The sequence below is a fragment of the Thalassospira marina genome (assembly GCF_002844375.1).
Lineage (GTDB): Bacteria > Pseudomonadota > Alphaproteobacteria > Rhodospirillales > Thalassospiraceae > Thalassospira > Thalassospira marina.
In genome coordinates this window covers 229,288-254,200 of the sequence record NZ_CP024200.1, presented here as the reverse complement: position 1 = coordinate 254,200, position 24,913 = coordinate 229,288, and the positions used below count along the sequence as shown (strand labels likewise).

Annotated in this window: 21 protein-coding genes; 10 read left to right on the top strand and 11 right to left on the bottom strand. The window is 54.4% G+C overall.

Features of this window, described 5'->3' with window-relative positions; all coding sequences use genetic code 11:
• The first annotated feature begins 228 nt into the window (after positions 1-228).
• From CSC3H3_RS21470 to CSC3H3_RS21440, 7 genes are all read left to right on the top strand, one after another.
• A complete protein-coding gene (locus tag CSC3H3_RS21470) occupies positions 229-1,308 on the top strand; it encodes a LacI family DNA-binding transcriptional regulator (RefSeq protein WP_101286474.1) in 1,080 nt (359 codons plus the stop codon).
• Entirely contained in the window at positions 1,308-2,654 is a 1,347-nt protein-coding gene (locus tag CSC3H3_RS21465; protein WP_101286473.1) for an ABC transporter substrate-binding protein, read from the top strand. Before CSC3H3_RS21470 ends, CSC3H3_RS21465 begins: the two co-directional genes overlap by 1 nt.
• 71 nt (positions 2,655-2,725) lie before the next feature.
• The gene (locus CSC3H3_RS21460; protein WP_425444988.1) at positions 2,726-4,042 is read left to right on the top strand and encodes a carbohydrate ABC transporter permease; all 1,317 of its coding nucleotides are present in this window, start codon (positions 2,726-2,728) and stop codon (positions 4,040-4,042) included.
• Between the two features lies 1 nt (position 4,043).
• Positions 4,044-5,273: a carbohydrate ABC transporter permease gene (locus tag CSC3H3_RS21455; RefSeq protein WP_101286472.1), complete on the top strand. Its 1,230-nt coding sequence runs from the start codon at positions 4,044-4,046 to the stop codon at positions 5,271-5,273.
• 4 nt (positions 5,274-5,277) lie between these two features.
• The gene (locus tag CSC3H3_RS21450) at positions 5,278-6,579 is read left to right on the top strand and encodes an MGH1-like glycoside hydrolase domain-containing protein (protein WP_245881431.1); all 1,302 of its coding nucleotides are present in this window, start codon (positions 5,278-5,280) and stop codon (positions 6,577-6,579) included.
• A 1-nt stretch (position 6,580) separates the two neighbouring features.
• Positions 6,581-7,633, top strand: a complete 1,053-nt coding sequence (locus tag CSC3H3_RS21445; protein ID WP_101286471.1) for an ABC transporter ATP-binding protein — start codon at positions 6,581-6,583, stop codon at positions 7,631-7,633.
• A gap of 175 nt (positions 7,634-7,808) precedes the next feature.
• On the top strand, positions 7,809-8,630 hold the full coding sequence (locus CSC3H3_RS21440; RefSeq protein ID WP_101286470.1) for a M55 family metallopeptidase: 822 nt from the start codon (positions 7,809-7,811) through the stop codon (positions 8,628-8,630).
• Between the two features lie 93 nt (positions 8,631-8,723).
• Here CSC3H3_RS21440 and CSC3H3_RS21435 read toward each other — a convergent pair whose 3' ends face one another.
• From CSC3H3_RS21435 to CSC3H3_RS21415, 5 genes are all read right to left on the bottom strand, one after another.
• A complete protein-coding gene (locus CSC3H3_RS21435; protein WP_101286469.1) occupies positions 8,724-9,779 on the bottom strand; it encodes a DmpA family aminopeptidase in 1,056 nt (351 codons plus the stop codon).
• 24 nt (positions 9,780-9,803) lie between these two features.
• Positions 9,804-10,706: an ABC transporter permease subunit gene (locus tag CSC3H3_RS21430; protein ID WP_101269217.1), complete on the bottom strand. Its 903-nt coding sequence runs from the start codon at positions 10,704-10,706 to the stop codon at positions 9,804-9,806.
• A 9-nt stretch (positions 10,707-10,715) separates the two neighbouring features.
• Positions 10,716-11,636, bottom strand: coding sequence for an ABC transporter permease subunit (locus CSC3H3_RS21425; protein WP_101286468.1), 921 nt, complete (start codon positions 11,634-11,636; stop codon positions 10,716-10,718).
• A gap of 69 nt (positions 11,637-11,705) precedes the next feature.
• Positions 11,706-13,250, bottom strand: a complete 1,545-nt coding sequence (locus tag CSC3H3_RS21420; protein WP_245881430.1) for a glutathione ABC transporter substrate-binding protein — start codon at positions 13,248-13,250, stop codon at positions 11,706-11,708.
• Positions 13,251-13,317: 67 nt separating this feature from the next.
• On the bottom strand, positions 13,318-15,162 hold the full coding sequence (locus tag CSC3H3_RS21415; protein ID WP_101286467.1) for an ABC transporter ATP-binding protein: 1,845 nt from the start codon (positions 15,160-15,162) through the stop codon (positions 13,318-13,320).
• 353 nt (positions 15,163-15,515) lie between these two features.
• On the opposite strand from CSC3H3_RS21415, the gene CSC3H3_RS21410 reads away from it, so the two are divergent.
• On the top strand, positions 15,516-16,451 hold the full coding sequence (locus CSC3H3_RS21410; RefSeq protein WP_101286466.1) for an isoaspartyl peptidase/L-asparaginase family protein: 936 nt from the start codon (positions 15,516-15,518) through the stop codon (positions 16,449-16,451).
• A 3-nt stretch (positions 16,452-16,454) separates the two neighbouring features.
• On the opposite strand, the gene CSC3H3_RS21405 is transcribed toward CSC3H3_RS21410, so the two are convergent.
• Positions 16,455-17,360, bottom strand: a complete 906-nt coding sequence (locus CSC3H3_RS21405; protein ID WP_101269211.1) for a LysR family transcriptional regulator — start codon at positions 17,358-17,360, stop codon at positions 16,455-16,457.
• Positions 17,361-18,337: 977 nt separating this feature from the next.
• Between CSC3H3_RS21405 and CSC3H3_RS21400 the strand changes: the two genes are divergently transcribed.
• Positions 18,338-19,264, top strand: coding sequence for a LysR family transcriptional regulator (locus CSC3H3_RS21400; protein ID WP_101286465.1), 927 nt, complete (start codon positions 18,338-18,340; stop codon positions 19,262-19,264).
• A gap of 191 nt (positions 19,265-19,455) precedes the next feature.
• Positions 19,456-20,295 (top strand): SDR family oxidoreductase, encoded by an 840-nt coding sequence (locus tag CSC3H3_RS21395; protein ID WP_101286464.1) that lies wholly within the window; start codon positions 19,456-19,458, stop codon positions 20,293-20,295.
• A 71-nt stretch (positions 20,296-20,366) separates the two neighbouring features.
• On the opposite strand, the gene CSC3H3_RS21390 is transcribed toward CSC3H3_RS21395, so the two are convergent.
• From CSC3H3_RS21390 to CSC3H3_RS21370, 5 genes are read right to left on the bottom strand one after another with little or no spacing between them, the layout of a single operon-like run.
• The gene (locus tag CSC3H3_RS21390; protein ID WP_101269205.1) at positions 20,367-20,765 is read right to left on the bottom strand and encodes a RidA family protein; all 399 of its coding nucleotides are present in this window, start codon (positions 20,763-20,765) and stop codon (positions 20,367-20,369) included.
• A complete protein-coding gene (locus CSC3H3_RS21385) occupies positions 20,755-21,255 on the bottom strand; it encodes an acyl-CoA thioesterase (protein WP_101286463.1) in 501 nt (166 codons plus the stop codon). The genes CSC3H3_RS21390 and CSC3H3_RS21385 overlap by 11 nt, the downstream gene beginning before the upstream one ends.
• Positions 21,255-22,100, bottom strand: a complete 846-nt coding sequence (kynA, locus tag CSC3H3_RS21380; protein WP_101286462.1) for a tryptophan 2,3-dioxygenase — start codon at positions 22,098-22,100, stop codon at positions 21,255-21,257. The genes CSC3H3_RS21385 and kynA overlap by 1 nt, the downstream gene beginning before the upstream one ends.
• Positions 22,097-23,290 (bottom strand): kynureninase, encoded by a 1,194-nt coding sequence (gene kynU, locus CSC3H3_RS21375; RefSeq protein WP_101286461.1) that lies wholly within the window; start codon positions 23,288-23,290, stop codon positions 22,097-22,099. The genes kynA and kynU overlap by 4 nt, the downstream gene beginning before the upstream one ends.
• Positions 23,287-24,912, bottom strand: coding sequence for an AMP-binding protein (locus tag CSC3H3_RS21370; protein WP_101286460.1), 1,626 nt, complete (start codon positions 24,910-24,912; stop codon positions 23,287-23,289). The genes kynU and CSC3H3_RS21370 overlap by 4 nt, the downstream gene beginning before the upstream one ends.
• Position 24,913: the final 1 nt, after the last annotated feature.

Sequence of the window (24,913 nt, the reverse complement as noted above, 5' to 3'; positions counted from 1 at the left end):
AATTCCAGATGCCGCAAACGCAGGTTTAGCGGGCATCAAGGCCTGATTTTCGCCTTTTGGAAAATATTTTCAAACCCCCACGCGCCATGCGGGAACAAACCCGATGGGGGACCGTTATTTGACTTCCGAAAGCGCTTTCGGTAGCGTAGCGCACGTAAAAGGAAAATAGTCCCGGAATGATGCGCGCGCAGATATAGAGCAGCTTGTCAGAAACCGGCAGGAGGTTACTTGTCCAAACCGTCGTCGCGAAACGAACCGATGACCATTGCCCGACTGGCCCAGCATCTGGGACTGGCAGAAGGGACAATTTCGCGTGCCCTGAACAATTACCCCGACATTGCCGAAAAAACCCGCCAGCGGGTGCAAAAGGCCGCGCGCGAACTGGGTTATCGCCCATCATCAAGTGCGCGCAGGCTGGCACGCGGGGTTATTGAAACCATCGGCTTTGTCCTGCCCACCTGCCGCACCCAGCATTCCGACCCGTTCCTGGCGGAAATTTTAAATGGCCTTGCAACTGAATTGTCGCTGCATGACTGGGACCTGCTGGTAACATCCGTACCCGATGGCCATGACGAGGTTGATGTCATTGACCGCCTTGTCGGGTCCAACAAGGTTGATGGATTTGTCATTGCACGAACCCGGCGTGAAGATGCGCGCGTCAATTATTTGCGCCAAAGCGGCGTGCCCTTTGTCGTACAGGGCCGCACCGATCACCCCGATGATTATTCCTGGCTTGATATCGATAACGAACAGGCCTTTGTCGAGGCAGTGACCTATTTGCGCGGGCTGGGGCATGTCAAAATTGGCTGCCTGGGCGGTGATCCGACAATGAATTTCGCCTGGCAACGGCGCAGCGGCTATTTGCGCGCCATGGCCGAACAGAACGGTCATATCGGTGTGGGCTATCTGATTGATGGTATCACCGATGAATTAACGGCTTTTCGCGCCGCCCAGCGCCTGCTTGCCATTACCGAAAATGACCGCCCCACGGCCCTTTTATGCGTAACCGATGCTGTTGCCATTGGCGCGATGCACGCCCTTACCCGGGCCGGGCTGCGCGTGGGCGAAGATATTTCAATTATGGGGTTTGATGGCCTGCCAATTGGCCGGGCTGTTCAACCCGCCCTGACCACCCTGCATCAGGACAGCTATGAAATTGGCCGCGAGGCCGGTCGCATGGTGCTTGATCTGTGTACCAACCCGCCATCTGCCCCGAAGCAGACCCTATGGCAGGCAAAACTGACGCCACGCGCGTCGGTCAATCCGCCGGCACAAAGTCCGGCACAACAAAATAAGGGAGGCTTTTAATGACATTGAAATTTCCCCGCATTCTGGCGGTTGCCGCAATTGGCCTGATGGCCAGCACCAGCATCGCCAGTGCCCAGTTGCGGTTCTGGACCACGGAAGAACAGCCCGACCGCCTGGCAAAACAGCAGGAAATGGCCAAGGAATTTGAAAAGGAAACCGGCACCGCTGTCGAGGTGATCCCCGTTACCGAAACCGACCTTGGCAAACGTGCCACAGCGGCCTTTGCCGCCGGTGACCTGCCCGATGTCATTTATCTGACGCTGCAATATGTGCTGCCCTGGTCGGAAGCTGGCATCCTTGATACCGTCGCCAATGACGAAATTGTCAAGGAACTGGGCAAAGAAACCTTTACCCCCAAAGCCCTTGAAATGGCCGATTTTGACGGCGAAGTTGCCGCTGTTCCGTCCGATGGCTGGACACAGATGGTGTTGTATCGCAAGGACCTGTTTGAAGAAAAAGGCCTGGCCCCGCCTGATAGCTATGCCCATATCGAAGCCGCCATCAAGGCCCTGAACAACCCGCCTGACATGTATGGTTTTGTCGCCGCAACCAAGGTTGACGAAAACTTCATGAGCCAGGTTCTGGAGCATGTGTTTCTTGCCAATGGCGCCACCCCGATCAAGGAAGATGGCACCATCGGTTTTGACAAAAAGAAACTGGTTGAATCCCTGAATTTCTATAAGACGCTGGCAAAGGCATCGCCCCCGGGTGATCTGTACTGGCAGCAATCCCGCCAGGTTTATTTTGCCGGCAAGGCCGCAATGATCATCTGGTCGCCCTTCATCCTCGATGAACTGGCAGGTCTGCGCGACAGCAACCCGCCCACCATCAATGATGATCCGACATCCACCGAACTTGCCGAAAAAACCGGTGTTATCACCCGCCTGGCAGGCCCGTCCAACAAGGAAGGTGCGGCCTGGGGTGATGTGCGCTATTTCGGTGTTACCGCCGATGCCGACACCGACCCGGCAATGGAATTTGTGAAATTCTCGCTTGATAAGGGATATACCCAAACCCTGTCGATTGCGCCTGAAGGCAAATTCCCGGTTCGGCCCGGCACCAAGGATGACCCCGAAAAATTCCGCAAGGCATGGATGACCCTGCCCGCCGGTGTTGACCGTAAAAAGCCGCTTTCCGACATCTATTCCAAAGAAGTCATCGATAACATCATGGAAGGTCTGGACAATGCAGACCGCTGGGGTGTGAAGGAAGGCGAACTGGCCCAGGCATCGCGCATCATCAATTCACAGGTGATCAACCGCCTGACCCGCGAATTTATCGACGGTGAACGCAGCGCCGATGAAACCGCCGACCTGATCAACGAAGAAATCGCAAAAATTCAGTAAGCGATCCTTTTTTCGCGCCAACCGACCGGCCAGGAAGCATTTTCCTGGCCGGGATGACGAGGCAGGCCAATATGACCACGGCAACAACAAACACCCCACCCCAAAGCCCCGCACCAACCCAAAAAAAACGGCGCATCGGCCCAATGGAACGGCGCGAGGCACGGCTGGCTTACAGCCTGCTTTTGCCCACTTTTGTTATTGTGCTGGGCATTGTGCTGTTTCCGCTGATTGCCAATTTCTGGATATCGGCAAAGCCGGTAACGCTGGGTGATCTGCGTCCACCGCGCATCATCGCATCCGAACGCCTGCGCGGGCATTTGGAAAAGGCCGGTGACGAAGCCAAAATTGAATACCGAGTGCGCAATTCATCGCAAACCGAAGAAATCAAAAACGTCACCCTGCGTGATACCCTGCCCGCAGGCCTGAGCCTGAGCAAAACAGATTCCCACTGCCGCGTTGATGATCGTAACATTCTGTGCGAACTGGGCGACTGGGAAGGTGGCACACGCGAACGTTTTGCCATCAGTGTGACGGCGGATCAGGCCTATATCGATAACCCTGTTCGCCCGCGTGATAGCGAACCCGCCATCACGGGTGATGCCGACAATATCCTGACCAATGCCGAATTCACCTTTGACAATTTTATCAATGTGTTCAATTCGCGCGAATTCTGGTCGGTTCTGTGGGTGACGATTGCCTATACGGTTTTTGGCACCGGCGGCGCGCTGATTTTGGGCCTGTTTGCCGCACAATTGCTTAACAAAAAATTCGCCGGGCGTTCCATTCTGCGCGGGCTGTTTTTGTTTCCCTATGTTGCGCCGGTCATTGCCGTTGCCTTTACGTGGCTGATCCTGCTGGACCCGTTTTCAGGCACGTTTAATGCTGTTTTGCAAAAAATGAACATTGCGGGCGAAGGCATCAATTTCTTTGGTGCGCGATCCGTCCCCGTTACATTTTTTGGCGTTACATTTGAATTCCCGCTGGCTCTTGCCACCGTTATCGCGTTCGAGGCATGGCGTTATTTCCCGTTATCTTTCCTGTTCATTCTGGCGCGCATGCAGTCCATTTCGTCAGACATGTATGAAGCCGCCGAGGTTGACGGGGCCACACCGCTTCAACAGTTCTGGCATATCTCGCTGCCGCAGCTGATCGGCATTTTATCCACCCTGTTTTTGCTGCGCTTCATTTGGACGTTTAACAAGTTCGACGACATTTTCCTGTTAACCGGCGGGGCCGCAGGCACCCGGACTTTGACCGTGGATGTCTACGAACAGGGTTTTGCCCTGTCCAATCTTGGTGCCGGGGCCGCGGTGGCAGTTGTCATCTTTTTCATGCTGCTGGTCTTTGCCGTTGTTTATTTCCGTTTCGTCCATCGCGAGGATTCCTGACATGCGTATCGGAACCGGTTTTCTTCTTGCCATTCTGTCCGGGCTGCTCTGGGGAATACTCGCCATTGCCATTGCCGGCATTTCCCTGACGCTGATTTCGGGTTTGCCATCGGCACCCGTTATTTCGGCCGGGGCCGTGGCGGGTGCTGTCAGTGCCGCCATCATTATGTTGCGCAGCCCGAACTTGCGGACAAACGGGCTTTATCTGGCGGCCTTTATTGGCGCAATCATTGCCATGCTGGGCTTTTCCTTTGCCGCCCCCTTTACCGAACCCTTCACCAGTGCGCCAGTTGCCCAGGCGATTGCGATTGCCATTATTGCCGGTGCCATCACGCTGGCAAACCGGGCCTGCCTGGATGGCATCGAAGGCGGCATTCTGACGCGTTATAAAATCGATGTTGTCATCGTGCGGGTCTTGCGCGGTTTTGGTTTTGTCTTTTTCACCGTCATCGTGGTTTTGCCATTTTATGTGATGCTGATGACCAGCCTGAAAAGCCAGCAAAGCCTGTTTCAAAACCCGCTGGATCTGTCGGTTGATTTCTCGCAAGGCAGCGAAAGCCTGTTTAACAGCTATATCGAACTGTTCACCAAGTTCAATTTTGGCCGTTTCCTGCTGATATCCACGATTGTTTCTGTCTGTACCGTTCTGATCACGCTGGCATTTTCCATTCCGGGTGCCTATGCGGTGGCACGGTTGCGTTTTCCGGGGCAAAACATTCTGTCGAAATCGGTATTGCTGATTTATCTGGTCCCCATGATCGTGCTGGTTATTCCGCTTTATTCGGTGTTTAGCCAGGTGGGCCTGCGCAATTCGATTTTGGGCCTGTTGATTGTCTATCCCGCCACAACGGTTCCCGTCGCACTTTACATGTTGCAGGGTTATTTCCGGGGGCTTCCGGTGGAACTGGAAGAAGCCGGGCTGATGGATGGCCTTGGTCGCCTTGGCGTGATCTGGAAAATTACCCTGCCGCTGGCTTTGCCAGCCCTGGCATCGGTATCGCTTTATGTTTTCATGATCGCCTGGAACGAATTCCTGTTTGCTTTCATGTTCCTTGATGACCCCAACATCTTCACCCTGTCACGCGGGGTGGTATCGCTTAATTCATCCGAGGTGCCCCGCCAGCATCTGATGGCGGGTGCTGTTGTTGCCACAATCCCCATTCTGGTGGTGTTTCTGTGGTTTGAACGGTTCCTTGTGCAGGGCCTGACATCTGGCAGCGTGAAAGGATAATAGTGTGATCAATCCCGAAACGACCGCCCGCCTGGACGGCGAAGCACGCCGCATCCTGCGCGAAAATGACAAAGGCGGTTATACCGTTCCCACCAAAGGGCTTTATCCTTTTCAATGGAACTGGGATTCCGCCCTTACCGCCCTTGGCATTGCCACCTATGATAGCGACCGCGCCTGGCAGGAAATTGAAAAGCTGCTATCTGCCCAGTGGGATAACGGCATGGTGCCGCATATCGTGTTCTGGCAGCATGAAGAAGGCTATTTTCCTGGCCCCGGCGAATGGCAAAGCGGCCATACCCCGCCCACATCGGGCATTACCCAGCCCCCTGTTGCGGCGACGGTCGTTCGCCAGCTTGCATCATCGATGCCGGGTGACCATGGCGCGCGGGTCACCCCGATGCTGCACGCACTTGACCGCTGGCACCAATGGTTTGCCGATGCGCGTGACCCCGAAGGCCGGGGCGTGGTTGCCATCATGCACCCATGGGAAAGCGGGCGCGACAACCTGCCAGACTGGGATGAACCATTGTCCCATGTCGATACATCGAATGTTGGCACATTCCTTCGCCGCGACACCCAAATGGTGAACGAGGCCGAACGCCCCAAAAACCACGACTATGATCACTATATGGCGTTGGTGCAGTTTGGGCGTAACTGCCAGTGGGATGTTAAAACCATTGCCGATCATTGCCCGTTCTGGGTGGCGGAACCGGGCATGAATGCCATTTTACGCCGGGCCGAACGCGACCTTGTCGCCCTTGCCCTACAATTTAACCTGCCCGACATTGCCAGCCGCGCCACCGCCCGGCTGGCCCGGCTTGATAAAGGTTTTAACCAGCTTTGGTCCGACATCGCGCAAGGATATGTGACGCTGGATTTGCGCCACAACAAACTTGACAATCGTTTGACATCAGGTAGTTGGCTATCACTGTACGGAGGACCGGAAAACGATATCCGGGCCAGGGCACATTATTCGACCCTGTTGGAATGGCGCCAGAAAATCAATTTCGCCGTGCCCAGCTTTGACCCCAACAATATCGCGTTTGACGATATCCGCTATTGGCGCGGCCCGGTATGGGCGATGATCAACTGGATGATCGCAACCGGCCTTGCGGAACATGGCCGCCCGGACCTGGCCGAACTGGTGGCCAATGATACCGCCGCCCTGATCGAAAAATCGGATTTCCGTGAATATTTCAGCCCGGTCACCGGCAATGGTGGCGGTGGCAAGGATTTTTCATGGACAGCCGCCATGTGGCTTTACTGGGCGTCGCCCACTGCCCGCCCAAAAACGGAGACACAATAACATGGGTCAGATCGAACTTCGCAATGTGCGCAAATCCTTTCGTGATGTCGAGGTGATCAAGGGCATTGACCTGACCATCGATGAAGGTGATTTGATGATTTTTGTCGGCCCGTCAGGGTGTGGTAAATCCACCCTGCTGCGCCTGATTGCCGGGCTGGTCGAGGCCAGCGACGGGCAAATCCTGATTGATGGTGACGATGTTACCGGCAAACCACCGGCTGAACGCGAACTTTCGATGGTATTTCAGTCCTATGCGCTTTATCCGCACAAAACCGTGCGCGAAAATGTCGGCTTTGCCCTGGAAGTGGCACATATGGACAAGGCATCGATCAAGGCCAAGGTTGATGAAGCCGCCACCACCCTGCAGCTTGACCAGTTGCTGGATCGCAAACCAAAGGAACTTTCGGGTGGGCAGCGCCAACGTGTTGCCATTGGCCGCGCCATTGTGCGTGAACCCAAGGCATTTTTGTTTGACGAACCGCTTTCCAACCTTGATGCAGGCCTGCGCGTTGAAATGCGCCTGGAAATTGCCCGCCTGCATAAAAAGCTGGCGGCAACCATGATCTATGTAACCCATGATCAGGTCGAGGCCATGACCCTTGCCACCAAAATTGTGGTGTTGCAGGCAGGCCAGATCGAACAGGTCGGCACCCCGCTGGAGCTTTATCGCAACCCGGCCAATCTGTTTGTTGCGCAGTTTATTGGTTCGCCCAAAATGAATGTCGCACCATGCACGGGCAATGGCGAAAACATTTCATTTGCCGGTGGCGGCACCTTTGCCACCGGGCGCAATGCACAATCGGCAACGCATTTTGGCATTCGGCCCGAACATATCAGCCTGACCAACGCGAATGATGGCATTCTGACCGGCCAGATCGAGGTCATGGAGCATCTGGGGTCAGACAGCTTTGCCTATATCCAGGTAGAAAATGTCGGCCTGTTTACGGTTCGGATCGTCGGTTATTCCGACCTTGAAACCGGCGCAACCGTTGGCCTGACATTTGATGCCGAAAACCTGCATCTGTTTGATGCCAATGGGCAGGCGATCCGGTAAAGGCACCAATATTTCGCAATATCGTCCCGGCCGAACGAATGGCACCTGATAACGGGTACATACCCCTGTATAAGCGCCCGATTTGGTATGATCCATGTCGGATCGGCATTGGTGAAGGATGATTTGAAGGCAGTAAGATTGCCGATAATCACATACCAATCAGGAGGCCGGGACGTTGCGAATTTTTATTTCTGTTGATATCGAAGGTGTAGCAGGCGTTTGTGAAACCCTGCAGGGTCGGCGCGGTAACCCGGAATACGAGGTTGCCCGCCGCCTGATGACCCAGGAAGCCAATGCCGCCATTGCAGGCGCATTTGATGGTGGTGCCACCGAAGTCACCGTGGCAGATTCCCACGGCCCGATGCGCAATATCATCGCCGAAGACCTGGATGAACGTGCCCGGCTGGTTTCGGGCAAACCGCGCCCGTTATCCATGATCCAGGGCATTGATGATAAACATGATGGCGTCATTCTGATCGGCTATCACGGTGCGGCGTCAAACTTTGGCGTCATGGCCCACACTGTAAGCGGCCTTGCCTTTCATTCCATCGTGATCAATGGCGTACAGGCCGGTGAACCAACCCTGTTTGGCGGTTATGCTGCCGAAATTGGCGTGCCCCTTCTTGCCGTAAGCGGTGATGACCGCCTGGCACAGGAAATTTCCGCGCAGTTCCCGTCTGCCCGTAACATCACGGTCAAACAGGCATTGGGTGCCGGTGCAATGAACAGCCTGTCGCCGAAAAAATCGCGCGAAATGATTACACAACAGGTCAGCGAAGTTGTTGCCGCAGCAAAAGGTGCGCCGGTTGAAAGCCCGTGCAAGGTGCCGCTGACCATTTCGGTGCGTTTCCACAAACAGCTTTATGCCGATGGCGCGGCCCTTTTGCCGCAGATGGAACGGTGTGATGCCCAAACCGTCAAGTTTGTTGCCAATTCACACGCCGATGCCATCAGCACCATTTCCGCACTGGCGCTGATTGTAAACGGGCTGCAATAACAGCAAGGCCCCAAAAACAAAAACCGGCTTTCTGGAATTTGCACCAGAAAGCCGGTTTTTTTGTGCGTCATATTTCGCGGATATCGGCGATAATCAGGCTGTACATGCCCGATAAAACGCCCGAAATTCCGGCAGGGTTTTACCATTATAGGACGGTGTTGCCTGCCCATTCCACATGGCATTTAAAACGGCTTCTTCCACTGCCTCGACACTGCAGTGGAAAAACGCATTCATGCAGCTTTCCGAAACAAACTGCCCTGCATAAACCGCGTCGCCATCACGCGCCTTGACGTTTTGGGTGGAAAAGGCCACCGCGATATCGCCGCTTTGATGGCCAAGGTAACTGCCCAGCCGCCCCAATGCCGCCGATGACCGGCGGCTCAGCCGCGAAAGTTGACGGGAATCAAGCGGGGCATCGGTTGCCAGAACAATAATGATCGATCCTTTGTCAAAATCCTCGCCCGCCGGGGAAGCAGGTGCGACAGGAGCTGATGGCTTTTGCCCCAGCACCCGCAATTCGGATTTCTGGCCGAAATTGGATAAAACCAGCGCACCGACATGGTAATGCACGCCGCCAGCAAGCTTTACCCGCCGCGAGGCCGAACCAATGCCACCCGCAAAGCCAAAAGTTTTCATGCCGGTCCCGGCACCAACCGTTCCCTGGTCAAACTGCGTACCGGCATTATCAATGGCCTTGTCAACCATGGCTTCGGTCACATGAAAGGCCTGAATGTCGTTTACCACGCCATCATTGCATTCCATCACCAACGGGTTAACCGTTGCCATTTTACGGCCCACATCGGGGTTTTGCGCAATGGTGCGTTTGATCAGGGCCTTGGTGCAGTCCGCAACGCCAAAGGTATTGGTCAGGATAATCGGTGTTTCAATCTCGCCCAGTTCTTCGACCTGGACCAGACCGGCACTTTTGCCAAAGCCGTTTAAAATGGCGGTTCCGGCATGAACTGGCCGGTCAAACAGGTTGCCATCATGGGGCAAAATGGCCGTTACACCGGTGCGTGCCGTATCGCCGCTTTTATGGGTAAAATGGCCGACTTTCACACCGGGCACATCGGTAATCTGATTGGTTGGTCCCGTAGGATGAACCCACCAATCGGCACACGCTATCGCGTTTCGCAAGTTTTCTGTCATGTTTTTAATCGCCTGGGATCAGGCTTATTCTTTGTCCAGTTTGGGGTCCAGCGCATCATGCAGGCCATCGCCCAGAATGTTGAAAGACAGGACCGTAATAAAGATGGCAATACCGGGAAACAGCGTTAGATGCCATTCACCGGCCATCATGTAATCGCGCCCGGTTGAGAGCATCGCACCCCATTCCGCGGTCGAAGGTTCAACCCCCAAACCCAGAAATGACAGGCTGGTTGCCGTAATGATGGATGTACCAATTCGCATGGTGAAATAAACAATCACCGCACCCAGCACACCAGGCAAAATATGGCGGAACATAATGACAAAGTCCGATGCCCCCGCCGCGCGTGCAGCCTCGACATAGGTGCTTTCCTTATGCGCCAGCGTGCCCGAACGCACGATACGCGCAAATGCCGGCACACTGAAAATGGCCACAGCGACAATAACGTTGGTCAGGCCCGGGCCAAGAATGGCGACAATACCAATCGCCAGCAACATGCCGGGGAAGGCAAACAGCACGTCCGATATCCGCATCGTGCAGGCATCCAGCCAGCCACCATAATAACCGGCAAAAAGACCTGCCAGAACACCGACCACGGCCCCAACCGAAACCGAGGTAAAACCAATAAACATCGACAATTTTGCGCCATTCATCAAACGGGCAAAAATATCGCGGCCAAATTCGTCGGTCCCGGCCCAATGCAGGGCCGTTGGGGTTTGCAGGGTGTTCATGTAGTCAAAGCTATCGGGGCCGAATGGCAAAATAACCGGGGCCAGAAACGCCGTAACATACATGGCCAGCAGGAAAATGCCCGCCGCGACCGCGACTTTGCGTTTGGCAAACCGTTTCCAGAATTCCCGGATCGGACTGGTCGCCGGTTCGTTCAGGGCCGGTGGCGCATCAATAACGATTTCAGGTTGTTGCGTCATCACGGTATCCTAGCTATAGCGAATTTTCGGATTGATCAGCCCGTAAAGGACATCAACCAAAAGATTGATCAGCAGAAATTCAAGCGAGAAAATCATGATCTCGGCCTGAACCACGGTGTAATCGCGAAAACGGATGGCATCGAGCAAAAGCGCGCCCATGCCCGGCCAGCGAAACACCTGTTCGATCACAATCGACCCACCCAGCAAAAAGCCGAACTGAAGGCCCGCCATGGTGACAACCGGGATCAGGGCATTGCGCAGGGCATGTTTCCAGATGACAATTTTTTCCTTAAGCCCCTTGGCCCGGGCGGTTCGGATGTAATCCTCGCGGACAACCTCGATCACAGCGGAACGTGTGAAACGCGCCATAATGGCGGCAACACCCGCACCCAATGTCAATGACGGCAAAACAAGGTCCGAAAGGCTGTCAAACCCGCTGGTGCCAAACCAGCCCAACTGGACCGAGAAAAACTGCATCAACAGCAGGCCCAGCCAGAAAGGCGGCATCGAAATGCCGGAAACAGCAGCAAACATACCGGCGTGGTCGCCAACACTGCCGCGTTTAACGGCCGAAACCACACCTGAAATCAGGCCAAACAGCACCGACCAGCCCAGCGCACACAATGCCAGCCAGACGGTCGGCATAAAGGCCCGGCCAATCATGGTGGTGACCGGTTCGTGCGTTCGCAGCGAAATCCCCAGATTACCGCTCAGGATATTGCCGATAAATTTGAAATATTGCTGATAAAGCGGCGCATTGAGGTTAAGGGTCCGGCGAACGATTTCGACTTCTTCCAGCGTGGCATGTTCCCCGGCCAGCACACGGGCCGGGTCGCCCGGCAGCGCATGGACGAACATAAAAACAAATATCGAAATCAGAAACAGAACCGGAATTAACGCAAAAAGCCGTCGCAGGAAATATTGAACCATCTGGTGCTCTTGGTGTCAGCGGCCCGGTAACATGTTGCCACATTACCGGGCCGGAGGTTTCAGGCGGGCTTATTTTTCGAAGGCAGCATGGGCATATTGCATAGTGCCATCGGGCATCGGGAAGGCGCCGGTCAGGCCTTTTTTACGGCCTGCCAGGGCGTTATCCACTGCCAGCCACACAACCGGTTTGTCTTTCCAGATCTGCTTTTGGGCAACTTCATATGCCGCAGCGCGTTTTGCCGGATCAGCCGTTTCAAGGGCATCATTGATGGCTTTGTCCACATCCGGGTTGGAATAGAACGCCTCGTTATACATGTTCGGGATCCAGCCTTCGGTCGAATAAACCGGGCGCAGGTGCCAGTCTGCATCACCGGTGGAGGGCGACCAGCCGCCAATAACCGAATCAAATTCGGCGGTTTCCGGCGTTACGCTGGAACCAAACAGCTTTTCGGCACGGGTTGCCCCTTCAAGCGGAACGATATCAACCTTAACATTGATCTGCGAAAGCTGCTGTTTGATGAATTGCAGCATGCGCACTTCGGTCGAGTTGTTACGCGCCCAAAGATTGATCGAGAAGCCATCGGCATAACCGGCATCCGCCATCAGTTCCTTGGCCTTGGCAACATCGGTGGTCAGGGCCGGGGTCTGGGTGGCATGGAACTGCGTTGCCGGTGCCAGCGGTGAGTCCGGCACGATGGCGTGGCCGCCATAAACAACCTGGGTAAAGGCGTTTTTGTCGATCGCAAGGTTAAAGGCTTCGCGTACGCGAATGTCTTTGAATTCCTTGCGCATCATGTTCATGGCCATGACCCACACCGAAATGCCCGGCTTTTCCAGCACTTCGTATTTGTCGGATTCACTGACACGTTTCATCAGTTCTGCCGGCAGGATCGGCACGAACTGCACTTCATCGGACATCAGCATGGAAACGCGCGTGCCGTTTTCCGCAACCGGATAGAAGGTAACTTTATCAAGCTTCGGCCATTCGGAATCCCAGTAATTGTCGTTCTTCACAACCACCAGCTTTTCGCCCGGTACCCATTCCTGGAATTTGAACGGACCCGTACCAACCGGATGCTTGGCAAAATCCTTGCCGTATTTTTCAATCGCAGCCGGGCTTTCCATCACGACCGACGGGTGGGCCAGCGTGTTGATCATGGCGCCGAACGGTTTGCTCAGCTTGATCACAACGGTGTAATCGTCCGGGGTTTCAACCGATTCAACCAGTTTGAACAGGCTGTGTTTTTTCAGGTTCAGGCTGGGGTCTGCCAGACGGTCCAGGTTGAATTTGACGGCAGCAGCATTGAAATCGGTGCCATCCTGGAATTTCACACCTTCGCGCAGCTTAAGGGTAAAGACGGTGGCGTCTTCGCTGCCTTCCCAACTGGTGGCAAGCTGCGGTACCAGTTTCATGTCGGCGTCAAATGCGATCAGGCGTTCAAAAATGCCATTCGCGACCGAATAATCGACATTGTAGTTGGAATCCTGCGGGTTCAGCCCCTGCACAATCTGGTTGAGCGCGATGGAAAGTTCGGCTGCCTGGGCGGCCTGGACCGTGCCCAGGGCACCGGCCAGCATGGTTGCGCCAAGGATCGCGTTTTTCAGATGTTTCATGTTTAGTTGCCTCTTTTCTGATCTAGGTGTTTGTTTATTGTTGTTAAGCGTTGGAAAGACTGGACGTTTATTCCGCTGCGACGAAATGCCCCTGGGAAATTTCCTGCAGGGCAAGCCGCGAAGGAGGATTGTGAATAGACCGGACCGGACTGGGCACTTCGCCCGTAATCAGGGGCCGGTTTTCAATGCGAAAGGCCGGGTCTGGCACCGGTGCGGCATCCATTAACCGCCGGGTATAGGCGTGGCCGGGATGTTCAAACACGTTGCGCCGTGTTCCCGTTTCCACGATCTGGCCCAGATACATCACCGCGATACGGTGGCTAACCCGTTCGACCACGGCCATGTCATGGGAAATAAACAGCCAGGCCAGACCGAATTTCTGCTGCAAATCCATCATCAGATTGATGACCTGCGCCTGAACCGACACATCAAGGGCCGATACGGCCTCGTCCGCGATGATCATTTTGGGGTTGGTGCCCAATGCGCGTGCAATGGCAATGCGCTGGCGCTGCCCGCCCGAAAAGGCATGCGGGTAACGTTTGGCATGCTCGGCCGACAAACCAACCTGTTCAAGCAGCCAAACGGCGCGATCCATGGCATTTTTTGGTGTTTCAAGACGATGGATCAGCATCGGCTCGCAAATTGAATAGCCAACCGTCAGACGCGGATTAAGCGATGCATAGGGGTCCTGAAACACAAACTGGATTTGACGGCGCAGCTTTTGCAGATCGTTATGCGACATGGCCGACATATCCTGCCCGTCAAAATGCAGGCGCGATGATTGTGACTGCACCAGTTTCAGGATCGATCGGCCGGTGGTTGATTTGCCACAGCCAGATTCCCCCACCAGCCCCAGCGTCTCGCCCGGCCAGATATCCAGATCAATCCCCTCGACCGCATGGACCCGCTTGGTGGTGCGGCCCAGAATGCCTTCCTTGATGTCAAAGCGGGTGGTCAGTTCACGAACCGAAAGCAGGGGTGGCTTGCTGTAATCAATTTGCGAGGTGCCAACTTCCGGGTCACGCACCAGGGCGGCTGCCACTTTTTCACCGGGAATCACAAAACGCGCAGGGTGATCAATTCCCTTCATCGAACCCAGGCGTGGTACGGCTTGGAGCAGGGATTTGGTATAGGGATGCTGCGGGTTTTCAAACAGCGATTTGACATCGCCTTCTTCAACCTTTTCACCGCGATACATCACAATAACGCGGTCGGCAATTTCGGACACCACCCCCATATCGTGGGTGATAAACAGAACCGACATGTTGTTTTCAACCTGAAGATCGCGGATCAGGCGCAAAATCTGGGCCTGGATGGTCACATCAAGGGCGGTTGTCGGCTCATCCGCCAACAGCAATTGCGGGCGGCAGGACAGGGCCATTGCGATCATCACGCGCTGGCGCATTCCGCCTGAAAGATGATGCGGATAACGTTTCAGCAAATTGCGCGCATCGGGAATGCGCACTTTTTCGAGCATTTCCAGCGCAATTTCGGTTGCCTCGGCCCGGCGTTTTTTCTGATGCGTGATGATCGGTTCGATCAATTGTTCACCAATGGTGAAAACCGGGTTTAACGATGTCATCGGTTCCTGAAAGATCATGGCAATTTCATCGCCACGCAGATTACGAACCTTGTCATCATCAAGCTTGCAAATGTCTTCAAGCTGGCCATTGCGGCGACGCAGGTTGATTTCACCTTTGGAAATCGCCCCTTTGCCAAATTCGATCAGGCGCATCATCGAAAGCGCGGTAACAGATTTTCCCGAACCCGATTCACCAACAATCGCAACCGTTTCGCCCTTATAGACATCCAGGTTAAGGCTTTTGACCGCCGTAACCGGGGCTGCATCATTGCCAAATTCAACCGTCAGGTCGCGCACGGATAGAAGGGGGGATTTCGCCTGTACTGCCATTCAAATTTCCCTGAATTTCTGCCGGCATTCCCGGTGCCGGCTTTGTGTTGACAGAAACGTTACTGTTTTAAGACCCGTCCTTCTAAAGCTGTTTTGGCAAGATATATGCCGATTTTGCATAGTTTTGACGGCACCCGCACAAAGCATTGCTGCACGTGCACAATGATCGCGGCATTCCGGTTTGGCGGATTTTAAAAAGGCTGGCGGCTTTGAAGGCCGCCATACCGAACTATGCCGAGGCCGTATAAGGCACCGCCAATCACCAAACGCCGCCCTTGTCTTGTCGAAAGGCGGGGTCAATAGTGGGCAAAATTTCAGCCCCGATTTTCCGGGACCTCACAGGGATTAATCAGATGACCAACCGTTTTTCGCTCGCACTGCATGGTGGGGCCGGCACGATCCTGCGTTCACAAATGACACCGGAAAAGGAAACCGGCTATCGCGATGGTATTCACACCGCCCTTAGGGCCGGTCAGGCCGTTCTGGAAAAACAGGGTTCAGCAATTGATGCCGTTGTCGCAACCGTTTGCGCGCTTGAAGACAACCCGCTTTTCAATGCCGGGCGCGGTGCAGTTTTTACATCGGCAGGCAAACAGGAAATGGATGCCGCCATCATGGATGGTGCCACCCGCCAGGTTGGCGCGATTGCCGGTATTTTCGGCCCGAAAAACCCCATTCGTGTTGCGCGCGCGGTGATGGAAAATTCCGATCATGTGTTTTTCTCGGCCGAGGCCGCATTGGAAATTGCGCGTGCCGCCGGTATCCCGTTTGAAGAAGCCGCCTATTTCCATACCGACAGCCGCTGGCAGGCCTTGCAGGAAACCCTGAAGCTGCGCGCACAGGGCAAAGAAAGCGACGATCCCGCCCGCCGCCATGGCACGGTTGGTGCGGTTGCCCGCGATATGAACGGCAACCTTGCCGCTGCCACATCCACCGGCGGTATGACGGGCAAGGCACCGGGCCGTATTGGCGATACCCCGGTTATTGGTGCGGGCACCTTTGCCGATAATGAAAGCTGTGCTGTTTCCGCAACCGGACATGGCGAAGTCTTTATCCGCTATTGCGCGGCCCACGAAATTTCCGCACGGATGCGGTTTGCCGGGCAATCCCTGCAGGATGCGGCCAACCATGTGGTGATGGAAGACCTTGGCAAAAATGACGGGTCCGGTGGCCTGATCGCGATTGACCGCGATGGCAATATTGCCATGCCGATGAATAGTGAAGGCATGTATCGCGGCTTTGTTACCGAAAAAGGGGCGCTTAACGCCTTTATCTATGGCGATGAATAAAACCTATTTCAGGTCTTTTTCCAGAACGGCCCATAATTTACGGGTGATGGACCGTTTGGTATCTGCCTTGCGGTAAATCTGGATATCGAGATTATGTGACCAGGTTTCCGATTTGATCTCGGTAAGCTCGCCACGCTGGATTTCAGCTTTGGCGCAGCTTTCCGGGACAATGGTCAGCGCACCAAATTCAAGCGCCATGCGCTTGACGAATTCCGATGTCGGGCTTTCGCTGATTTTGCGGAACTTTTTGCGGCATTTCGGATTTTGCGCAAACATCAGCGATTCAACTTCGGCGAAATATCCACTTTTTGAATAACCGATAAAGGGAATGTCACTGTCCCTCTCCGGGTCTAGCAGGGCGGTTTTGCCATCGGCGGCAAAAGGCGAAACCAGGATCATGCGTTCACGCGACAGGGTCATGGCCTTGAACTGCGTGGTATCAAACAAAACCGGTGCTTCCCGGCTGCAATATTGCAACACGAAATCAATGTCGCCATCGGCCAGATGGCGCACCATGTCGTGGAAATTTTCCGTCATGATATGGCTGGTAAACGGGCCGATCTTCTCGCGAATATTTTTCAGCCACGGCGGAATGAAACTGATGCTTAGCGTACTGGCCGCGGCAATACGAATATCGGGTCGTTCGGCATGCTGCAATTGGTGGAACTGCGCACGGTCCCGGTAAATATCGTTCAGGACTGTTTCAGCGGTATCGCGAAACAGGCGGCCTTCTTCTGTCAGGGTGATCGGATAGGTGCGCCGGTCGATCAGGTCGGTTCCAAGCCAGGTTTCAAGCGCGCGAATACGTCGGCTGAACGCAGGCTGTGTGACATTTCGATCTTTCGATGACCGCGAAAAATTGCGCGTTCGTGCCAGCGAAACAAAATCTTCAAGCCACTTGATTTCCAACTGGGTCGCCTCGTCAGTTACAATGAAACTCGGCCATCATACCATGCCAGACCATCAGGCAGAATAGCGCTGACGTGACGGCATATGTGAAAGAATATCACGGATATATTGCCTGCCACGCAAGCCGGAAATACACGCCCCTGCCCGGTACACTACACAGTCCTGAAAGGCGAAAACACCGATTACGCTAGGAATAAACAGAAAGATTGTTAACAATTTTCTCAAAGCATACGGTGCTACTGGTCATGCCGCACCCACGGCAATTTGGGTACACTCTCCCCCCTCGAAAAGGCTCTTGTGACCGGCATGAAAATTACGTCCTCACCACCAATTTGCCGATCGCAGCACCTGACTATTTATGTCCGAACCTCATCGCTTCACATCCAAAATTCTGGCGACGCAGATTTCCGGGAACACTCGCGGTGAATTAAAATCCGCAATAGGACAAAGGACAATTCCTCTCACTGCACCAACGCAAATGATGCAACACGCCCCCCCATTTTTGGCGCAAACGCAACTTTGCATCACCTTGCCGATGATTGCCAAACCGGAATATCCACATCCAATGCGCTAACCCGCGCTTACGTTGGCATCACAGGAATCATCGAATAGCAGGATTTAAACGCGGGCATATATCATTACGGAATCGACACGATACACAAACCCTGCACCCACATATGCAGTCAGTCTTGGCCAGCATCCCGGCGACTGGTATAAATTTTCAATATAGATATTTTTTATGTATTCTGATCGGAAATTTTTGACCTAACGCAATCCAAAATTTTCATTTAGAAATACTTATTTATATTTAATTGAAAACTACGACTGACTCGAAATGCGGCAACATCAAGGCAAACCCGAATGCTGCGGCGTCTTTCGCAACGGGCCAGATCGAAACAAAAACCTTACGACCGTGTATCCTTGCTCTATAATTGGCATACAATTACGAAGCAAAAATTCATAAACCGGGTGATGGGATGGACCGAAATCTGTTTGAAAATGTGCAACCCTTTCTTGCGGTGGCAGAGCATTTGAGCTTCACCCATGCCTCCGCCATTTTAGGGGTAACTCCAACCGCAATCAGCCAGGCAATCCGCAATCTGGAACAGCGGCATGGGGTACTTTTGTTTCAACGTACCACCCGGCGCGTATCCCTGACCGAGGCAGGCGAACACCTTTACCAAGCGTTACGCCAATCAGCCGAGGAAGTGCAAAATGCCTTTGCCTGCCTGCATGATTTCAGCACCCGCCCCACCGGCACATTGCGCCTGACCTTTACCCCGCTGGTGATGGACATGCTGATCGAACCAATATTGCCCACCTTCACCAAAGCCTGCCCGGATGTGAAGCTAGAGCTATCAGTTAGCGAAGGCATTGTAGACATTATTGCAGACAATTTTGATGCCGGTATCCGATTGGGTGCCGCCATTGAAAAAGACATGATCGCGATAAAACTTTCGCCCGAATTATCCTGGGCGGTATATGGCAGTCCGGCCTATTTTCAGGACCGTTCCAAACCCCAAAAGCCCGAAGACCTGCTGGATCATCTCGCCATTCATTACCGCTTTGTCAAATCGGGTATGCTCCATCATTGGCAATTCACCCGCGACAAACGCGATTTCACCGTCGCCATTCCCGGTGCCATGACAGTCAATGACAGGCGGTCAATGCTGGCCCTGGCAAAGCGTGGCCTTGGCCTTGCCTATATGTCGCACGCGGAAACACATGATGCGGTTTTGCAGGGGCAACTTGAACCCGTGCTGGGCAAATTCATCACCCCGGAACCCGGCCTTTATCTGTATTTTCCAGAACGCAGCCAAAGCCAACCCAAACTGCGCGCCTTTATCGATATCGCCGTTAAATATTGCAACAGCCCGGCCTTCACGGGCCGATTTCACGAATAACCACCATATCTTTACCAATGCGGTCAGGGCAATTGGTCCCGTTCCATTATGCAGCGGAACTTCATAAGGCATGTCATTTTACGCAGCTTAACGTCACAAAGCCCTAGCGTTATTTCTTTGCAAAGCTGACAGCGCGTACCAGTGCGCCCCAAGGGCGATTGGTAAATGCTTAAATTTGCAAAGGAAATGACATGCAGAAAACCTGGTTTATTACCGGCACATCAAGCGGCTTTGGCCGGTTGTTATGTGAACAGTTGCTGGCACGTGGTGACCGTGTTGTCGCCACCCTGCGCCGGGAAAATGCCCTGGATGATTTAAAGGCGCATTATGGCGACCAGCTATGGATCGACCAGCTTGATGTGACAAATGACGATGCCATCAAACAGGTTGTTGATCGTGCCTTTCGCGCCATGGGGAAGGTCGACGTTGTCGTCAATAATGCCGGTTATGCCCTTTTTGGTGCGGCAGAAGAACTTACCAACGCGCAAATCCGCCACCAGATCGATACCAACCTGATTGGCTCCATCAACGTTATTCGTGCCGCGATCCCCCATTTACGCCAGCAGGGAGGCGGGCGGATTTTGCAGGTATCGTCAATGGGTGGGCAAATTGGCCTGCATGCCCTGTCGCTTTATCACACGACAAAATGGGGTATCGAAGGCTTCCTTGAATCCCTGATCCCGGAACTGGCCCCCTTCGATATTGACATAACCATGGTGCAACCCGCTGGTGCCAATACCAATTTTGCCCATGGCAGCATGGTCCATGCCACGCCGCTGCCCGTTTACGACGACACGCCGGTTGGTAATTGGCGCAAGGCGCGCGCGGCGGGCGATTATCACCCGGTATTGGACCCGGCCAAGGTCGCAGCCGCGATGATCACAAGCCTTGATCAGTCACCCGCGCCCAGGCGGTTGACCCTGGGCAGCCAGGCCTATCAACTGGTGCATAGCGCCCTGAAAGACCGCATTGCCCTGCTGGAAGCCCAACGCGACCTGGCCTTTGCCGCCGATTACGACACTGGCAATTAACGCCGTTTGGGGTCAGCCACAGATCGATCCCGACAAAATCGTTTCCCGGGGTCAATCGCCCCGGGGATTGCTTATTCCGGGATAACAGCGGTCGCTTCAATCTCGACCAGGGCCTCATCCTCTACCAGTGCGCGCACCACCACCATTGTCATGGCAGGGAAATGGCGGCCCAGAACGCGGCGGTAGGCTTCACCAACTTCGCGCTGGTGGTTCATATATTCCTGCTTTTCGGTCACGTACCATGTCAGCCGACAAATATGTTCGGCCTGCCCGCCAGCTTCATTCACCACCGCCATAATATTACGCAGGGCCTGTTCCATCTGGCCGACAAAATCGCTGGCTTCAAAAACCTGTTTTTCGTTCCAGCCAATCTGCCCGCCGACATAAAGGGTTTTGCCAGTCGCGAGAATGCCATTGGCATATCCCTTTGGCGCGGTCCAGCCTTCGGGCTGTATGATTTTATGTATCATGTTGATCCTGTTTTGTTATTTCGCGTTCCAGCGCCGCGCGCAAATCATCGGGCCACGGGGCGGAACCGGTAACGCCCTTTTTGGTAAAGACCAGCGTTGCATTCATCTGAAAACGGGTTGTTGCCGCCGTCAATGGCGCATCGGCAGCGGCATCACCGCCGCCCGCCCTGATATGCACATCCAGGCTGCTGCGCCCAAGACGGGTGACATATAAATGGAAATGCAGCACCTCGCCCAGGCGGCTTGGCTGCATGAAATCCACATTGATCGACGCGGTTGGAACGGCGGCCTCCATCGCCCCATGAATACGGGCAAAGCCAAAACCAAGCCCGGCGTCAAACCATTCCTCGACCGTGGCATTAACCATTTCAAAATAGCGCGGATAAAAAACAATGCCTGCCGGGTCACAATGGGCAAAACCCACCTTGTGAAGGCATATAAAGGCCGGCTTTTCCGGCAGGGGAACGGCAGGCTGTTTGCTGTTTTTCATCACAAAATTGTCCGCACACGCCATAATTCGGGGAACAGTTCCACCTCCAGCATCCGCTTTAGGTAGGAAACCCCACCTGTACCGCCTGTCCCGCGTTTAAAGCCAATCACGCGTTCAACAGTGGTGACATGGTTAAATCGCCAGCGACGGAAGTAATCCTCGAAATCGACCAGTTTTTCGGCCAGTTCATATAATGGCCAGTGATCCTGCGGGGTTTGATAAACCTGTTGCCAGGCGGCAATCACATCCTCGCTGGCACCATAGGGTTCCGAAACATCGCGCCTCAAAACGGCTTCAGGCACCGAAACCCCGTTCTGGTTCAAAAGGTTCAGGGCCTCGTCATACAGGCTGGGTTTTGCCAGTTCCCCTTCCAGTACAGCCAAAATATCGGGCCGGTGGGCATGGGGCTTTAACATGGCCCTGTTACGGTTCCCCAGCATGAATTCGATCATGCGATATTGCCAGGACTGAAACCCCGATGACGGGCCAAGTGCATCGCGAAATGTGGTGTAATCACTGGGTGTCATGGTGCGCAAAACATCCCAGGCATTGTTAAGCTGTTCAAATATCCGCGAAACGCGCGCCAGCATTTTAAATGCCGGCTGCAATTGCCCGGCCCGCAAATTCTTGCGCGCGGCATCAATCTCGCGAATGGCAAGCTTCATCCACAATTCCGATGTCTGATGCTGAATGATAAACAGCATTTCGTCATGGGCGTCGCTTTTGGGGTGTTGCGCGCTCAGGATCGCATCAAGCGACAGGTAATCCCCATAGGACATTTTCGTGGAAAATTCGGTTTCCGCCCCTTCGCTGGACGGATCATAGGGTTTGTTGGTGCTGGTCATGTTACGGCCTGGCGTTTTTTATATTCGGCGGCATCCCACAGACGATTTTCCATGATATCGGCCAAAATAGTGATACCGGCCTCAACATCTTTTTCATCCAGATAAAGCGGCGTAAAGCCAAACCGGATCACATCGGGCGCCCGAAAATCGCCAATCACACCGCGCGCGATCAGGGCCTGCATCACGGCATAACCTTCTTCAAACCGGAAGGAAACCTGCGACCCACGACATTCGGCATTTCGCGGACTTACCAGTTCCAGCATCGGGCAGGCGGCCTCGACCCCTGCTATAAACTGTTCGCAAAGGGCGATGGATTTTTGCCGGATATCGGCCATTTCCACCCCGTCCCAAACATCAAGCGCACTATCAAGGATCGCAAGCTGGATAACAGGTGGGGTGCCAACCCGCATGCGTTCAATTCCCGGTGCCGGGCGATAATCGGGGGCAAAGGCAAAGGGTGCTTCGTGGCCCAGCCAGCCTGACAGGGCCGGTCTTACCTTTTCAACCAGATCGGGGCGAACATAAATAAAGGCTGGCGCACCGGGGCCACCATTGAAATATTTATAGGTGCAGCCGACGGCAAATTCGGCATTACACCCCGCCAGATCAACCGGCACCGCACCGGCGGAATGGGCCAGATCCCAAATCACGACAATGCCCAGATCCTGCGCCTTGCGCGTAATTGCCGCCATATCATGCATGCGCCCGGTTCGGTAATCCACCTGGGTTAACATCAGAACGGCAATGTCATCAGAAAGCGTTGCTTCAACATCTTCGGGATTAACGGTTTTAAGGACATGGCCCTGTTTCAGACTGTCAATCAACCCTTGCGCCATATAAAGGTCGGTCGGGAAATTGCCATTGTCGGACAGAACAACCTTGCGACCAGGATTAAGCTCCAGCGCACTTGCCAATGCCTGATAAACCTTGATCGACAGGGTATCGCCCATCACGACACTACCAGCTGGCGCGCCGATAAGACGGCCAATCCGGTTACCAACCCGGCCGGGCAGTTCCATCCATTTCGCGTCATTCCAGCCGCGAATAAGCATTTCGCCCCACTGGTCTTCAATGGTTTGGCGGCTGCGTTCGATGGCGGCTTTGGGCATCGGGCCAAGGGAATTGCCATCCAGATAGATGACATCTTCAGGCAAATGAAAAAGTGCTTTGCTGGCAGCAAAATCGGTCATGCTGCGGGCTCCTGTTTTAGTCTGAAACGCTGAATTTTGCCGGTTGCCGTTTTTGGCAGGGCATCGGTAAACACGATGGATCGTGGATATTTATAAGGGGCGATGGTTGCCTTCACATGATCCTGCAGCAGCTTTGCCATTTCCGGCGACGGATTGGCCCCTGCCACCAGCACAACATGCGCCTGCACAATTTGCCCGCGATCAATATCAGCCGCCGAAACAACGGCACATTCCGCCACATCCGGGTGGGCAAGAAGGGCGGCTTCGACCTCTGGCCCGGCAATGTTATAGCCCGCCGAAATGATCATATCGTCGCTTCGTGCGGCAAAATGGAAATAGCCATCTTCGTCGCAATAAAAGGAATCCCCCGTCACATTCCAGCCATTGCGAACATATCCCCCCTGCCGGTCATCGGCGAGATAGCGGCAGCCGGTCGGCCCGCGCACGGCAAGTCGCCCCACGGTGCCAGGGGGCACATCATTCATATCCTCGTTCACAATGCGGGCTTCAAACCCGGTCACGGGGCGGCCGGTGCAGGCCGGGTGGCTGTCACCAAAGCGGTTGGAAATGAAAATATGCAGCATTTCGGTCGAGCCGATACCATCAAGCATGGGCTTGCCGGTTTTTTCCATCCAGGCCTTATAAACCGGGGCGGGCAGGGTTTCACCCGCCGAAACCGCCGCACGCAGCGATGACAAATCCGCCCCATCATCCATCGCGGCCAGCATGGCGCGATAGGCCGTTGGCGCAGTAAAGCAGATGGTTGCCTTATAGGTTTCGATAATTTCGATCATATTGGGCGGTGATGCCTTTTCCAGAAGTGTTGCCGTGGCCCCAAAGCGCAACGGAAACACGGCAAGCCCGCCGAGACCAAAGGTAAACGCCAGGGGCGGCGAACCAACAAAAACATCATCCGGGGTGACACCCAGAACTTCCCTGGCATAGGCATCGGCAATGATCAGCAGATCCCGGTGGAAATGCATGGTTGCCTTGGGTTCGCCCGTGGTGCCCGATGTAAAACCCAAAAGGGCCACGTCATCGCGCCCGGTTTGCACCGCGCTGAATTTCACCGATTTGGTCAGGGCGATACGGTCCAGTTCGGCATCGTGGTTGGCCGTTCCGTCAAAACCGATGACCTTTTTTAAAAACCGGCTGTCTTTTGCGCAGGCAACCATTTCATCCATCAGCCGCGTATCGCACAGGGCAAAGGCAATTTCGGCCTTATCGACAATTTTGCCAAGCTCGCCCGCGCGCAGCATCGGCATGGTATTGACCACCACCGCGCCAATTTTGGTCGCCGCCAGCCAACAGGCCACCATTGCCGGATTATTGGCCGAACGGATCAAAACACGGTTGCCCGGTGCCACGCCGTAATCTTCGGCCAGGGCATGGGCGATACGGTTGGTCCAGTCTGACAGTTCCTTATAGGTGCGCTGGCGACCATTGCCGATCAGGGCGGTATTATCGCCAAAACCGCGTTCCACCATTCGGTCCGTCAGTTCCACGCCAACATTGATATGGTCGGGGTAATCAAACCCATCGAGCAGAAATTCCGGCCAGGAATCAGCCGGTGGCAAATTATCACGGGTAAAAGTATCGGTATGTGCGGTTGGTCCCAGCATG

Bases quoted from the DNA above. Each gene is read 5' to 3' on its own strand.
- CSC3H3_RS21420 (WP_245881430.1), bottom strand. From the start codon at position 13,250: ATGAAACATCTGAAAAACGCGATCCTTGGCGCAACCATGCTGGCCGGT.
- CSC3H3_RS21460 (WP_425444988.1), top strand. From the start codon at position 2,726: ATGACCACGGCAACAACAAACACCCCACCCCAAAGCCCCGCACCAACC.
- CSC3H3_RS21465 (WP_101286473.1), top strand. From the start codon at position 1,308: ATGACATTGAAATTTCCCCGCATTCTGGCGGTTGCCGCAATTGGCCTG.
- CSC3H3_RS21385 (WP_101286463.1), bottom strand. From the start codon at position 21,255: ATGAAAAACAGCAAACAGCCTGCCGTTCCCCTGCCGGAAAAGCCGGCC.
- kynU (WP_101286461.1), bottom strand. From the start codon at position 23,290: ATGACCGATTTTGCTGCCAGCAAAGCACTTTTTCATTTGCCTGAAGAT.
- CSC3H3_RS21390 (WP_101269205.1), bottom strand. From the start codon at position 20,765: ATGATACATAAAATCATACAGCCCGAAGGCTGGACCGCGCCAAAGGGA.
- CSC3H3_RS21455 (WP_101286472.1), top strand. From the start codon at position 4,044: ATGCGTATCGGAACCGGTTTTCTTCTTGCCATTCTGTCCGGGCTGCTC.
- CSC3H3_RS21445 (WP_101286471.1), top strand. From the start codon at position 6,581: ATGGGTCAGATCGAACTTCGCAATGTGCGCAAATCCTTTCGTGATGTC.
- CSC3H3_RS21430 (WP_101269217.1), bottom strand. From the start codon at position 10,706: ATGACGCAACAACCTGAAATCGTTATTGATGCGCCACCGGCCCTGAAC.
- CSC3H3_RS21410 (WP_101286466.1), top strand. From the start codon at position 15,516: ATGACCAACCGTTTTTCGCTCGCACTGCATGGTGGGGCCGGCACGATC.
- kynA (WP_101286462.1), bottom strand. From the start codon at position 22,100: ATGACCAGCACCAACAAACCCTATGATCCGTCCAGCGAAGGGGCGGAA.
- CSC3H3_RS21400 (WP_101286465.1), top strand. From the start codon at position 18,338: ATGGACCGAAATCTGTTTGAAAATGTGCAACCCTTTCTTGCGGTGGCA.
- CSC3H3_RS21415 (WP_101286467.1), bottom strand. From the start codon at position 15,162: ATGGCAGTACAGGCGAAATCCCCCCTTCTATCCGTGCGCGACCTGACG.
- CSC3H3_RS21395 (WP_101286464.1), top strand. From the start codon at position 19,456: ATGCAGAAAACCTGGTTTATTACCGGCACATCAAGCGGCTTTGGCCGG.
- CSC3H3_RS21425 (WP_101286468.1), bottom strand. From the start codon at position 11,636: ATGGTTCAATATTTCCTGCGACGGCTTTTTGCGTTAATTCCGGTTCTG.
- CSC3H3_RS21435 (WP_101286469.1), bottom strand. From the start codon at position 9,779: ATGACAGAAAACTTGCGAAACGCGATAGCGTGTGCCGATTGGTGGGTT.
- CSC3H3_RS21370 (WP_101286460.1), bottom strand. From the start codon at position 24,912: ATGCTGGGACCAACCGCACATACCGATACTTTTACCCGTGATAATTTG.